This is a genomic window from Streptomyces sp. NPDC051907, assembly GCF_040681075.1.
In the GTDB taxonomy this organism is placed as follows: Bacteria; Actinomycetota; Actinomycetes; order Streptomycetales; family Streptomycetaceae; genus Streptomyces.
In genome coordinates, this window is record NZ_JBFAYB010000099.1 from 18,941 (window position 1) to 31,656 (window position 12,716).

General features: G+C 71.6%; 13 protein-coding genes and 1 tRNA gene. 9 read left to right on the plus strand and 5 right to left on the minus strand.

The window, feature by feature from the left end; genetic code table 11:
• Positions 1–67 precede the first annotated feature (67 nt).
• From AB0M39_RS34300 to AB0M39_RS34310, 3 genes are read left to right on the plus strand one after another with little or no spacing between them, the layout of a single operon-like run.
• On the plus strand, positions 68–778 hold the full coding sequence (locus tag AB0M39_RS34300; RefSeq protein ID WP_365370778.1) for a (Fe-S)-binding protein: 711 nt from the start codon (positions 68–70) through the stop codon (positions 776–778).
• The gene (locus AB0M39_RS34305) at positions 775–2,193 is read left to right on the plus strand and encodes a LutB/LldF family L-lactate oxidation iron-sulfur protein (protein ID WP_365370780.1); all 1,419 of its coding nucleotides are present in this window, start codon (positions 775–777) and stop codon (positions 2,191–2,193) included. The genes AB0M39_RS34300 and AB0M39_RS34305 overlap by 4 nt, the downstream gene beginning before the upstream one ends.
• Positions 2,190–2,894, plus strand: a complete 705-nt coding sequence (locus tag AB0M39_RS34310; RefSeq protein ID WP_365370782.1) for an LUD domain-containing protein — start codon at positions 2,190–2,192, stop codon at positions 2,892–2,894. The genes AB0M39_RS34305 and AB0M39_RS34310 overlap by 4 nt, the downstream gene beginning before the upstream one ends.
• A gap of 93 nt (positions 2,895–2,987) precedes the next feature.
• Here AB0M39_RS34310 and AB0M39_RS34315 read toward each other — a convergent pair whose 3' ends face one another.
• Positions 2,988–3,479 (minus strand): DUF309 domain-containing protein, encoded by a 492-nt coding sequence (locus AB0M39_RS34315; protein ID WP_365370784.1) that lies wholly within the window; start codon positions 3,477–3,479, stop codon positions 2,988–2,990.
• Positions 3,480–3,671: 192 nt separating this feature from the next.
• The gene (locus tag AB0M39_RS34320) at positions 3,672–3,950 is read right to left on the minus strand and encodes a hypothetical protein (protein WP_365370786.1); all 279 of its coding nucleotides are present in this window, start codon (positions 3,948–3,950) and stop codon (positions 3,672–3,674) included.
• A gap of 114 nt (positions 3,951–4,064) precedes the next feature.
• Here AB0M39_RS34320 and AB0M39_RS34325 point away from each other — a divergent pair, with 114 nt between their 5' ends.
• The 3 genes from AB0M39_RS34325 to AB0M39_RS34335 all read left to right on the plus strand — a co-directional run bounded on the left by AB0M39_RS34325 (position 4,065) and on the right by AB0M39_RS34335 (position 5,736).
• Positions 4,065–4,580: a winged helix-turn-helix transcriptional regulator gene (locus AB0M39_RS34325; protein WP_365370788.1), complete on the plus strand. Its 516-nt coding sequence runs from the start codon at positions 4,065–4,067 to the stop codon at positions 4,578–4,580.
• A gap of 138 nt (positions 4,581–4,718) precedes the next feature.
• Positions 4,719–4,792: transfer RNA gene (locus AB0M39_RS34330), tRNA-Pro, on the plus strand.
• Between the two features lie 263 nt (positions 4,793–5,055).
• Positions 5,056–5,736 carry a DNA alkylation repair protein gene (locus AB0M39_RS34335; RefSeq protein WP_365370806.1) on the plus strand — a complete coding sequence of 227 codons (681 nt, stop codon included), beginning with the start codon at positions 5,056–5,058 and terminating at the stop codon, positions 5,734–5,736.
• Positions 5,737–5,792: 56 nt separating this feature from the next.
• Here AB0M39_RS34335 and AB0M39_RS34340 read toward each other — a convergent pair whose 3' ends face one another.
• Both AB0M39_RS34340 and AB0M39_RS34345 read right to left on the minus strand, forming a co-directional pair.
• Positions 5,793–7,295 carry a SulP family inorganic anion transporter gene (locus AB0M39_RS34340; protein ID WP_365370790.1) on the minus strand — a complete coding sequence of 501 codons (1,503 nt, stop codon included), beginning with the start codon at positions 7,293–7,295 and terminating at the stop codon, positions 5,793–5,795.
• Positions 7,296–7,496: 201 nt separating this feature from the next.
• Positions 7,497–7,625 carry a hypothetical protein gene (locus AB0M39_RS34345; RefSeq protein WP_365370792.1) on the minus strand — a complete coding sequence of 43 codons (129 nt, stop codon included), beginning with the start codon at positions 7,623–7,625 and terminating at the stop codon, positions 7,497–7,499.
• A 258-nt stretch (positions 7,626–7,883) separates the two neighbouring features.
• Between AB0M39_RS34345 and AB0M39_RS34350 the strand changes: the two genes are divergently transcribed.
• A complete protein-coding gene (locus tag AB0M39_RS34350; RefSeq protein WP_365370808.1) occupies positions 7,884–9,149 on the plus strand; it encodes a phosphatase PAP2 family protein in 1,266 nt (421 codons plus the stop codon).
• A 261-nt stretch (positions 9,150–9,410) separates the two neighbouring features.
• On the opposite strand, the gene AB0M39_RS34355 is transcribed toward AB0M39_RS34350, so the two are convergent.
• Positions 9,411–10,217 carry a class I SAM-dependent methyltransferase gene (locus AB0M39_RS34355; RefSeq protein WP_365370794.1) on the minus strand — a complete coding sequence of 269 codons (807 nt, stop codon included), beginning with the start codon at positions 10,215–10,217 and terminating at the stop codon, positions 9,411–9,413.
• 1,192 nt (positions 10,218–11,409) lie between these two features.
• On the opposite strand from AB0M39_RS34355, the gene AB0M39_RS34360 reads away from it, so the two are divergent.
• Complete coding sequence (locus AB0M39_RS34360; protein WP_365370796.1) at positions 11,410–11,637, plus strand: type A2 lantipeptide; 228 nt, start codon at positions 11,410–11,412, stop codon at positions 11,635–11,637.
• Between the two features lie 192 nt (positions 11,638–11,829).
• A complete protein-coding gene (locus tag AB0M39_RS34365; protein ID WP_365370798.1) occupies positions 11,830–12,636 on the plus strand; it encodes an HlyD family efflux transporter periplasmic adaptor subunit in 807 nt (268 codons plus the stop codon).
• Positions 12,637–12,716 lie beyond the last annotated feature (80 nt).

Consider the following 12,716-nt stretch of genomic DNA (forward strand, 5'->3'; position numbering starts at 1 on the left):
TGAGTCTGCCCCATCCGACGGATGGCGCGACCTACCAGGGCCGCGCCCGCGGCCCTATCCTCCGACCATGCGTGTCGCACTCTTCGTCACCTGCGTCAACGACGCGGTGTATCCGGCCACGGGCATCGCGACAGTCAGACTCCTGGAGCGGCTGGGGGTGGAGGTGGACTTCCCGGCCGCGCAGACCTGCTGCGGGCAGCCGCAGTTCAATACCGGATACCGGCGGGAGACCGAGCCGCTGGTCCGTCGCACCGCACGGGCCTTCGAGGGGTACGAGTACGTCGTGACCCCCTCGGGATCCTGCGCGGCCATGGTGCGCGAGCACTACCCGAGGTTCGGGGAGAGGTCGCTGCCGTCCCGTACGCACGAGCTCACCGAGTTCCTGGTCGACGTCCTCGGCGTCACCGACGTCGGCGCGTACTTCCCGCACACCGTCACCTACCACCCCTCCTGTCACGGGTTGCGGATACTCCGACTGGGCGATCGGCCGCGGCGGCTCCTCGACGCCGTCAAAGGGCTCGAACTGCGCGAACTGCCCGGCGCCGAGGAGTGCTGCGGATTCGGCGGGACCTTCGCCGTCAAGAACGCCGACGTCTCCGCCGCCATGGGCTGGGACAAGGTGCGCCATGCCCGCTCCACCGGGGCCTCGGTGCTCTGCGGCGCCGACAACTCCTGTCTGATGCACATCGACGGCATCCTCCGCCGCCAGGACGAGCCGCTGCGCGCCCTGCACATCGCGGACATTCTCGCGAGCACCGAAGAGGAGCCCCTGCTGTGAGCGGTACGTACCTCGGCATGCCGTCCTTCCCGAAGGCCGCGAAGGACGCCGTCCACGACCAGACGCTGCGCGGGAACCTGCGGCACGCGACGCACACCATCCGCGACAAGCGCGCGAAGGCGGTCGCCGAGCTCGCCGACTGGGACCTCCTGCGGGAGGCCGGAAAGCAGATCAAGGACCGTACGCTCCGTCACCTCGACCGGTATCTGGAGCAGTTGGAGACGGCCGTCACCGCGGCCGGCGGCACGGTGCACTGGGCGGCCGACGCGGCCGAGGCCAACCGGATCGTCGCCGGTCTGGTGAAGGCGACCGGCGAGCGCGAGGTCGTCAAGGTCAAGTCGATGGCCACCCAGGAGATCGGCCTCAACGAAGCACTGGAGGCCGAGGGGATCTCCGCGTACGAGACCGACCTCGCCGAGCTCATCGTGCAGCTCGGCGACGACCGGCCCTCGCACATCCTGGTCCCCGCCATCCACCGCAACCGCGGCGAGATCCGGGACATCTTCCGTGACCAGATGGGCAGTTGGGGCCGGGCGGCCCCGGACGGGCTGGGCGACACCCCCGCCGAGCTCGCCGAGGCGGCGCGCCTGCACCTGCGCGAGAAGTTCCTGCGCGCCAAGGTCGGCGTCTCCGGGGCGAACTTCATGGTCGCCGAGACCGGCACCCTCGTCGTCGTCGAGTCCGAGGGCAACGGCCGGATGTGTCTGACCCTGCCCGAGACGCTGATCTCTGTCGTCGGCATCGAGAAGGTCGTGCCGAGCTGGCGGGACCTGGAGGTCTACCTCCAGACGCTGCCGCGGTCGTCGACCGCTGAGCGGATGAATCCGTACACCAGCATGTGGACCGGCACCCAGGACGACGACGGCCCCTCGGCCTTCCACCTCGTACTGCTCGACAACGGCCGCACCGCCGCGCTCGCCGACGAGGTGGGCCGCCAGGCGCTGCGCTGCATCCGCTGCTCCGCCTGCCTCAACGTCTGCCCGGTGTACGAGCGGGCCGGCGGGCACGCGTACGGCTCCGTCTACCCCGGCCCGATCGGGGCGATCCTCAGCCCCCAACTGCGCGGCACACAGAGCGAGATCGACGCCTCGCTGCCGTACGCGTCCTCGCTGTGCGGTGCGTGCTACGAGGTCTGCCCGGTCGCCATCGACATCCCCGAGGTCCTCGTCCATCTACGGGAGAAGGTCGCGGACCAGGGCGGCAGGGGCCATCGGCTGGAGAGGGCCGCGATCAAGGCGGCGGGGTGGGTGCTCGACCGTCCGGCCGCGCTGGCCGCGGCGGAGCGGGCCGCGGGCAGGACCCGCGCCCTGCACCCGTCGAGGCCGCCCGGCGCGCGGGCCTGGACCGACAGCCGTGAGCTGCCCGAGCTGCCCGCAGAGCCGTTCCGCGACTGGTGGAGGAAGAACCGCACATGAGCCCCGCCGAGTCCCCCGGCCGTGAACCCCAGGACTGTCGCTCCGACTCCCGCACCGACTCCCGTTCTGACTCCCGCGCCCGCGTTCTCGCCCGGATCCGCGCGGCGGTGGCCGACGCGCCCGCCGCCCCGGAGCCGGCCCGCGACTACCTCGACGCCCACGCCCCCGTCGATCCGGCAGCGCTCCTGGACCTGCTGCACGAGAACCTCGCCGACTACCGCGCCGTCGTCCACCGCACGGACGCCGGCGGGCTGCCGTCCCTGCTCGCACGGCTGCTCGCCGAGCGCGGCGCCACGACCGTTCTCGCGCCGGCGGGGCTGCCCGCGGCGTGGCTGGCGCAGACGGAGGCCCGGCGGGTCGAGGACCTGGCCGAGTCGACGGCGCGGGAACTGGACGCCGTCGACAGCGTGGTCACGGGCTGCGCCCTGGCCGTCGCGGAGACCGGCACGATCGTGCTCGACGGCGGCCCGGACCAGGGCCGCCGGCGCATCACGCTCGTGCCGGACCACCACATCTGCGTCGTACGAGCCCCCGAGCAGGTCGTCGCGTCCGTGCCCCAGGCGCTGCCCCGGCTCGATCCGACCCGCCCGCTGACCTGGATCTCCGGGCCCTCGGCCACCAGCGACATCGAACTCGACCGGGTCGAGGGCGTGCACGGGCCGCGCCGGCTCGAGGTGGTCCTGGTGGCACAGGGGCTCTAGCGGGGGCGGCGGTTCGCGTGGGCTCTAGCGGGACGGCGGTTCGCGTGGGCTCCGGCGGAGAAGCAGTCCTCGTGGAGGCAGTCCTAGCCGGTCCTAGCCGAGGTTCTGACGGAGGCGCAGCCGAGGCGCCTCCGCTGCCGCGTCCACGGGCTCCTCGACGCGGCTCGTCAACTCCCGCGCCCAGGCGGCCAGCCCGGTGACGTCGATGCCGTACGGGTCCTGGAACTCGGCGATCCTGTCCGCCCCGCGCAGCAGCAGCCGTGCGCCGCCCGTCGTATTGCCGCGGGCGGCGTGCGTGAGGCCGACGGCCAGCTGCGCGAGCCCGCGCCACAGCTCGCGCTCCTCCTCGGGGCCGGACTTCCAGGCGTCCTCGAAGACCTCGTGCGCATGGAAGGGCTTGCCGGCGTCGAGCAGCCGCTGGGCGTCGGCGAGGGTCTGCTCGGGGGTGCGGACCACGCCCTCGGGCTGGCGCTCCACGCCCGGCTCGCCGTAGGGGAGGGGGCGGCCCAGGCCGTCCCGAGGACGCGCGTTGCGCGCCCGGCCTTCGAGGTCGCGGTCTCTGCGTGCTCGGTCCACACCGTCCATTGTCCCCCGTGGGCAGCCCGCGGCCCCTGCCGGGGCCCCGCGGCTCAGCCCGTACGGCGCCTGTCGGCGGAGCCCAGCAGCACGCAGGCGCCGGCCGCGGCCAGCGAAGCCGCGGCCGTGAAGATCCAGCCGTGCTGGAACGCGGCCTCGGCGCCTTTCCCGGCGCGGCGCTCTCCACGCCGACGACGCCCATCACGGCGTCCTCTGCGCCGCGCCGCTCGGGTCGCCGAGCACCGCGACCACGGCGGCCACGCCCACCACGCCGCCGGTCGGGCGGGCCATGGTGACGACGCCGGAGCCGGCGCCGAAGTTCGCCGGGGGCAGACTGCCGACCGCCGCGCCGACCAGCGTGGGCAGCGTGAAGCAGACGCCGACGCCGGTCAGGACCATGCCCGGGAGCAGCCCCAGCGCGTAGTCGCGGTCCTGCGCGCTCAGCGCCGCGAGCCGCCAGCCCAGGCCGGCGGCTCCCATACAGCGGCTCCGTTCGGCTCGACGTACAGGGCGGTGCATGCATGGTTTGAAAATCCAACTAACCACTCGCCGCGATGCCGGGGGGAGTGAGTTGGATGTGGCAACCTAGGAGGCATGAAGGCACGTACCGAGGACGGCACGCTCGTCGCTCCGGCCATGGACGCGCGCGGCAGGCCCTGTTCGATCGCGCTGTCGCTGCAGGTCGTCGGCGAGAAGTGGTCGCTGCTGGCCGTCCGGGAGATCAGCTTCGGCAACCGCCGCTTCGGCGAGATCGCCCGCAACACCGGCGCTCCGCGCGATGTGCTCACCGTGCGGCTGCGCCATCTGGAGTCGGTCGGCGTGCTGACCCGCCGGCAGTACCAGGAGCACCCGCCGCGCTACGAGTACCACCTCACCGAGGCAGGCCAGGATCTCCAGGTCGTGCTGACCACGCTGCGCGCCTGGGGCGACCGCTGGCTCGTCGGCGAGCCGCCCGCGCGGTTCGCCCACTCCTGCGGCGAGGAACTGGAGATGGTGCACAGCTGCCGCGCCTGCGGCGAGGAGGTCGCCCCCGAGGACCTGCGGCTGGAGGTACGCGCGCCGGGCTGGGACCAGCGCGGCCCCGTGGACCCGAACGCCGACGCGCGATGAGCGGCTGAGGGCGCCCCGGAGCGCATGTCCGCAGGCAGGGCGTCCGGGAGGGCGCCTGGCCGGTCGTCCAAAAGCCCGCGCGGATTGGGGTAATGTTCTCCATGCGCGCCCACCCGGGAGACCGGCGGAACCGCGCACCGGGACGTGGCGCAGCTTGGTAGCGCACTTGACTGGGGGTCAAGGGGTCGCAGGTTCAAATCCTGTCGTCCCGACTGGGAGTTCGCTCCACAGTCGTACATCAGGGTCTTGTCTCACTCACGTGAGGCAAGACCCTTGATTGTTCTATGGGTCGTTGTGGCCGCACAGCTTGCCGGCGACTCACGCCAGCGGGACCTCGCCCCCGGCGAGTGTCCGGATCCTGATCAGCTCGACCACGGCGCCGTCTCTGCCGCCGAACCAGCCTCCACGACGAGAGGCCGATTTCCGTCATAGGCTGAAACTCGCATGTGACGGACGGGAGGCCGAGGTGGCTGAGGTGGCCGAGACGACGGTGGCCGAGGTGATGGCCGAGCTGGCCCAGCTCGAGGACCCGAAGGCACGCGCGGTGAACGAGAAGCACGGTGACGATCACGGTGTGAACCTCGGCAAGCTGCGCGCGTTCGCGAAGCGGCTGAAGACGCAGCAGGACCTCGCGCGCCAGCTCTGGGCGACGGGCGACACCGCTGCGAGACTGCTGGCGCTCCTGATCTGCCGGCCCAAGGCATTCGAGAGCGACGAGCTGGACGCCATGGTGCGCGAGGCGCGCACGCCCAAGGTGCACGACTGGCTTGTGAACTATGTGGTGAAGAAGAGCCCGCACGCCGAAGAGCTGCGCCTGGCCTGGTCCGCCGATCCGGATCCGGTGGTCGCGAGCGCCGGCTGGGCGCTGACCGCCGAACGTATCGCGAAGAAGCCCGAGGGCCTCGACCTCGCAGGGCTGCTCGACGTCATCGAGACAGAGATGAAGGACGCCCCGGATCGCCTGCAGTGGGCGATGAACCACTGCCTGGCCCAGATCGGGATCGAGCACGCCGAGCACCGCGCCCGTGCACTCGAGATCGGCGAGCGCCTGGAGGTGCTCAAGGACTACCCGACCTCCCCGGGCTGCACCTCCCCGTACGCGCCCGTCTGGATCACCGAGATGGTGCGCCGACAGGACGACACGACGGTGGCTTGATCGGCGGGAGCTCGTTCCCTCGGGGGACGGGGACGGCCGCCTCCACACCGCCTGGGTCAGCCGGCTGCGGTGAGCTCGCCGCTGAGGGACTGGTGCAGGCGGGCGCTGGGCCCGTTCAGACCCGTGATCTCGACGCTCTTGCCGCGCTGCGCGTACCGGTGCTCGATCGCATCGAGTGCCGCCACCGAGGAGGCGTCCCAGATATGCGCGGCGGACAGGTCGATGACGACCTTGTCGGGGTCGCCGGCGTAGTCGAAGCGGCCGACGAGCTCGTTGGACGAGGCGAAGAACAGCTCGCCGGTGACGGCGTAGACGACCTGGCTGCCGTCGGGGTCGGTGGCCGCGGTGACGTCGGCGTGCCGGGCCACGCGCTTGGCGAAGACGACCGTCGCCGTGACGACCCCCGCCACGACGCCGACGGCGAGGTTGTGGGTGGCGACCACGCACACCACGGTCACCGCCATCACGGTGATCTCGCCCGCCGGCATCCGTTTGAGCGTCGCGGGCGCGACCGAGTGCCAGTCGAAGGTCGCGATGCAGACCATGATCATGACGGCGACCAGAGCGGCCATCGGAATGTCGGAGACGACCGGCCCGAAGACGATGCACAACACCATCAGGAACACGCCCGCAAGGAACGTGGAGAGCCGGGTCCGGGCGCCGGAGACCTTCACGTTGACCATGGTCTGGCCGATCATCGCGCAGCCGCCCATCCCGCCGAAGAAGCCGGTGACGATGTTCGAGACGCCCTGCCCGATCGACTCCCGGGTCTTCGACGAGCGGGTGTCGGTGATCTCGTCGACCAGCTTCGCCGTCATCAGGGACTCCATCAGCCCGACGAGCGCCATGGCGAAGGCGTACGGGGCGACGGTGGCGAGGGTGTCGAGCGTGAACGGCACGTCGGGCAGCCCGGGAACGGGCAGCGAGGACGGCAGCGCACCCTTGTCGCCGACTGTCGGCACGGCGATGCCCGCGGCGACGGTGATCACCGTGAGGATCACGATCGAGACCAGCGGCGCCGGCACCGCGGCGGTGATCCTCGGGAACAGCACCAGCAGCGCCAGGCCGGCCGCGAACAGCGGATAGACGGCCCACGGCACGTTCCGCAGCTCCGACGTCTGGGCGACGAAGACCAGGATCGCGAGCGAGTTGACGAAGCCGACCATCACCGAGCGCGGGACGAAGCGCAGCAACTTCGCTACTCCCAGTGCGCCGAGGGCGATCTGGAAGGCCCCGGCGAGGATGACCGCGGCGACGAGGTACCCGAACCCGTGCTCCCGGTTGAGCGGGGCGATGACCAGGGCTACCGCACCGGTGGCGGCGGAGATCATCGCGGGCCGCCCGCCGACGACGGCGATGGTCACCGCCATCGTGAAGGAGGCGAACAGGCCGATCGCCGGGTCCACCCCGGCGATGATCGAGAACGAGATCGCCTCCGGGATCAGCGCCAGCGCGACCACCAGCCCGGCCAGCACCTCGGTGCGCAGCACCTTCGGCGACAGCCAGGACGGGCGGAAGCCGCGCAGCCGTGCGGGGAGGGACGCGGCGGAGTGAGGCAAGGGGAGCGGACCTGTCAGACGGGCACACCGCCAGTCTGCAGGCGGGTGTACGGGGGATGGGGCGACCGTCCAAGGTACCGCCCGGTCCTCTGCTGCCCGTCACATCGGGCAGGGGCGGGGGCAGGGGCGGGGGTGGGACCCGGCGCCTTCCGCGGGTGGCCGGAGCGGTGATCGATGCCGCGCTGACGGCCCCGGCTCCGGCTACGGCCCGGCGGCCCCGGCCTGGGCGGCGCGCTGCTCGCTCGTCGCCGCCTCGGCGTCGCTCGCCCGGCCTTCGGCGCGCCGGCCCTCGACATGGCAGCCTCGGACCTTGCCGCTGTCGCCGTCCATCCCGCCCCGACGCCCGCCCGCCCGTCCCTCCACGGGCTGCCCTCGGCCAAAGCGGAGTCGATGAGACGTATTTGGCGAACCCCTGATCGGTGAACCCGCGCGCTCCGTTAACATGTTCGAGCTAACAATGATCACATTGAAATATCATAAATCGGGCGAAAAGTGATATCTACGGTACGGCGATTTCTCTCGCGAATAGGCGGCGGCAGGTTCGCTGCGTGGCGTCGACCACGGGTCGTGCTGTGGGCCGCGTTGAGCGTGATCGCGCTCGGATTCCTCATCGCCCTGGAAATCGCCGCGCGCCGGTACGGCGTGCCGGGTCCGATCACCACCCAGACGCGAGAGGTGATCTTCGCCCCCCAGTCGGGGACGGTGCTGTACGCCAGCATGACGCTGATGCTGGTGGTGCTCCCCTGGCGACAGCGGTTCATCGCGTTCGGCGCCGCGGCCGCCATCGACCTCGTCTTCTGGGCCGTGCGGTGGGCGGTCGACGCCGAGATGATGTACGGCAACGGCGCGTTGCTGGTGACCCTGGCCTGTGGCGTCATCGCCCTCACGCGCCGCACCGGCCCCGAGCGGGTCCTGCTGCTGAAGGGCGTCGGACTGGCCCTGCTGCTCGTGGCCGGCCGCAAGACCGGCTACACCTGGCTGTTGATCACGTCGCAGACCCGCCCGACGGTGCTCGACCAGTACGTGGCGACCGCCGATCACGCGCTGGGCAACCCGTCCTGGGTGGTCGGCCGGATCGTCGAGGCCACCGGGTCGGTCGGACACCACGTCCTCGACTGGGTCTACGTTCAGCTCGCGGTGGCCGCCGTCGTCGTCACGCTGTACCAGCTGCGCAATGTGGCGGTCGAGCGCCGCTTCCCGAGCCACCATCTGGTGCGCACGTTTCTGGTCATCGGCCTCCTCGGGCCGGCCTTCTACATGCTCTACCCGGTCGTCGGGCCGATCTTCGCCTACGGCGCCGACGGCGGGCAGTGGGCGGTGGCCAACCTGTGGCCGGACACGCCGACGCCGGTCGACACCCCGCGCTCGATGCCCTTCGACGACTTCACCCCGCGCAACTGCATGCCCAGCCTGCACACCGCGTGGGCTACCGCGATCTTCATCCACTCCCGCGGGGGCCCGCGGCTGCTGCGGCTCGGCGCCACGTTCTGGCTGATCGCCACGCTCGGGGCGACGCTGGGCTTCGGCTACCACTACGGCGCGGACATCATCGCCGGTGTCGTGTTCACGCTCACGATCGAGGCGGCGCTGCGCTCGCAGGCCCGCGGCTGGGACCGGTCGGGAATCCAGCTGGCCGCCTACGGCGCCGTGGTCTTCGTCGCGTTCTTGACGTCGTATCGCTATCTGTCGCTGGAGCTGGCCGCATATCCGTGGCTGTTCGGGCCACTGCTCGTTCTGGCGATGTGCTCGGTGATCTACGGCTACGTACGGGTCACCAGGCTGTGGGAACGGCAGGACGCCGCGTCGGTGCAGCTGCCGGAGCAGCGCCGCGAGCCGCAGCCCGAGCTGGTCTGAGTCCTGTCGCAGACGTGCGGGGCGCCGTCGCGTGCCCGGCTGCGCGGTCGGCTGTAGATGCGCGGAGAGCCCCGGCCGGTGATCACTTGAAGCCAAGTCGTCACCGGCCGGGGCTTCGGCGTCTCGCGGTGTGCCGCGCCGGCCCCACGGACCCGCGGCTGACGCGGCGAGGCCGCCCGGGAGCCCCCGCCCTCGTGCGCCTCGTCCGCCCTCGTGCGGCCCGCCCACCGCGCCGCGCGCCTCGCGCGACGCCTCGCGGCTCTAGCCGTCGGACACTGCGTCCGCGTCCTCGCCCGGCTTGACCGCGCTCGGCTTGACCGCGTGGAGCACCCGCATGCCCCGGGGGCCTGGGGCGGCGTGGCGGATGTCCAGGCCGGCGTGCCGGGTCTCGTCGGTCAGCCAGTCCGCGGCCAGCCGCAGCTTGGGGTAGCTGCCGACCCGGGCGTGCCATTGACCCGCCGAGAGAGTGTGGACCAGGTCGTGGACCATGACGGTGTCGTCGTCGACGTACTCCAGGAAACAGGTCAGCAGCCGGTCCTCGGTCGTGCGCACGGGAAGGAAGCGATCGGTGCCGCGAAGCTCCCCGGTGAGGTCGCGGTAGGTCGCCACGAAGTGCCCGCCGGGGCGCAGCGCGCGCTCGACGCCGCGCAGCAGGGCGGAGACGTCCGCCTTGCCGGGCAGGTGGGTCAGGGTGTCGCCCATGCACACGATCGCGGACGCGGAGGCGGGTGGGGCCACGCGGGGGAGGGCGTCGCGGATGTCCGCGTGCACGGGGTGCACGGCGTCCGTGGCGCCGGCTTTCGCGGCGTGCTCGGCGAGTTCGTCGAGCAGGGTCTGGCTGGTGTCCACGGCGGTCACGGAGGAGTAGCCCAGGCTCACCAGGGCAAGGGTCTGCGGGCCCGGCCCCGACCCGAGGTCGAGGGCGACGTCCCCGTCGGCCTCCGCTCGTACTCCGAGGCGGTCGAGGAGTTCGGCCTGCTCCCGGGCGGATGCGTGGATGTCGCTGCCCAGCATCCAGGTGTAGTGCTCGGCGAGCAGCCGGTCGTAGTGCTCAGGGGCGGTGGTCATGAGTGCAGTGTCCTCTGGTCGGTATCGTCGAGTACGGCTTCGGCGCCTCGCACGGCGGCGAGCGCGCGGCTCGGGCGGTGTGCTCGGCGGGGGAGTCCCCCGGTGCGACGGCCTGTCTCGCCCCGCGTGTCGAGGCTCTCGGCGCCGCGCCGCGGCGCGCCTCGCCTGCCCTGCCCGCTCGTCAAGTCCCCGCCCGCGTAACCGACTCCCTCGGCGGTCCCGCGTAAGGCCGGGCCGGCTCCGCACGCTCCGGCAGGCATCGGCTCCGTCATGGCCTCCTCCTTCCTTGTGGCCTCGTGTCCCTCGTGCCCTCGTGCAGCGCCTCGGCGTCGCGCTGTTCCACTCCATAGACCGGATGCGACCGAGGAATGTGACACCCGATGCGGAAGTCGCGCCGACTTCGTCGCCCGTGCGGCTCACGGACACCGCCGTCCGGCGCCGCGCGGGCCACGCCGTGACCGGTCGGCCGTCCGGCCGCTCACGACGACGGCGCCCACTCCAGAGGCCGCGCACGGCGACCGGCTGCGCCGCCGGTGAGCGGTCGTAGCGGAAATCATCCGATACGGCCTTTTCGGCTCTGTGGGGCGCGGCGGGCCATCGTCGAGGAAATCGCCTATGTCCGCCTCCGCGGGCACAACTCCGTTATCCCTCCATCTATGCCGCCCTGGACGTCTCTCTCCGGGCGGTCGCGCCTATTTACCCGGAACAGCGGGCGAATGCGACATCCCGCAATGCGCCCGTAACGCCCTTGCCTCCGGGCCTCGAAATTGTGCGGGCCTTCAGTGAATCTGCACACCGAATGCCCAGCCGTCACACCGTCTCCCAGCAGTGATGTCCCCGCTGACCAGCGCCGTCGTCCGTCTGTGCGGGAATGTCGCGTTCGCTGCCGAGGCGGCGGCGGGTCTCGGGAACCTAGTCGGGCGATCTCGTGAAGAAGATGGCACCAATCCGAGGACGGATGTCCACGCCGCAGTAATTCCGGGACCGAATAAGGCCTCCTCAGCCCCCCGAGGATTGGCCGCCCAACGCGCTTACGTGCTTTGATCCTTCGCACCGCGGGAGCGGAACGAAAGGTTCCCGATCTCGGGCTGCCCGTCGAACGCTCCGACATCCGTCGCGGCGGTCGCCGCCGCCTGCCCCCGCAGGCCGGTCCGCGGCTTTTACGAAATATCCATGCGAAGGGAAGCTCATCATGAACTTCATCCCCCAGGTTGAGACCCAGGAACTGTCCGACAGCGACCTGGACAACGTGTCCGGCGGTCTCCTCGGCGGCCTGGTCGGCAACGCCACCGCCACCGTCGACTCCCTCGCCCCGGTCTCGGGCACCCTGGGCTCCGTCGTCGGCACCGTCGAGGGCGTCTCCGGCCTCAACACCGGTGCGGTCACGGGTCTCGCCACCACCACGGTCGCCGGCGTCTGAGTCGGTCATGTGCCGGTGAGCGGCACATGCCTTGAGCGGTGACTACGGCTCGTCGACTCCCCCTCCTTGTCGACAGCCGGCCGACTGCCCCGGAGCCCTCGCGGTTCCGGGGCAGCAGGCCTGTGTCACCCGCGCGCTCCCCGAGAGCCGCGCCGATCCCCCCAGTCTCCTTGCAGTTGAGGGAAGAGTGTCGTGCAGTTCCGTCAACAGGCCCTTTCCAAGCTGCAGTCCCCCGAAGAGATCGATCTGCCGGTCCGCTACGCCCGGCCCCAGGGCTGGCTCGTCCTGACCGTCACGGTCGCCGTCATGGCCGCCGCGGCCGTCTGGTCGGTGACCGGCACCGTCTCCTCCACCCTCGGAGCGCCCGGAATCCTCACCCACGCCCAGGGCAGCTACGTCCTCCAGAGCCCCGTCTCGGGCCAGGTCACCGAGGTGCTCGCCGAGGAGGGCGAGCGCGTCGAGGCCGACACGCCTCTGCTGAAGGTCCGTACCGCCCAGGGCAGCGCCGTCGTCCGCACCATCGCCGCCGGCCGGCTCACCGCCCTCGTCGCCTCGATCGGCTCGGTGGTCACCACCGGCGCCGACGTCGCCGCCGTCGAGCGCGCCGAGCGGGCCGACGACCCCCTGATGGCCGTTCTCTACGTCCCGGCGGACAGCGGGTCGACCGTGCCCGTGGGCGCCTCGGTGGACCTCACCGTCCAGTCGGTCCCCACCCAGCAGTACGGAGTGCTGCGCGGCCGGGTCAAGACCGTCGGCCGGACCGCCCAGACCCGCCAGAAGATCACCGCGTTCCTCGGCAACGGTCAGCTGGGCGAGCAGTTCTCGCAGAAAGGTCAGCCCGTGCCGGTCCTCGTACGGCTGGAGAAGTCGTCGGCCGCCGAGTCCGGCTATGCCTGGTCGTCCTCGGAGGGACCGCCGTTCGCGGTCGACTCCATGACCCTGGCCACCGGCGCCGTGCACCTCGCCGAGGAGCACCCCGTCGACTGGCTCCTGCCGTGAGCGCCCCGAACGACTCCGCGGCCCCGCGCCAGCAGCAGCTGCCGCCGGCCGGCCGCGGCCGCCACCGCCCGGCCGCGAGA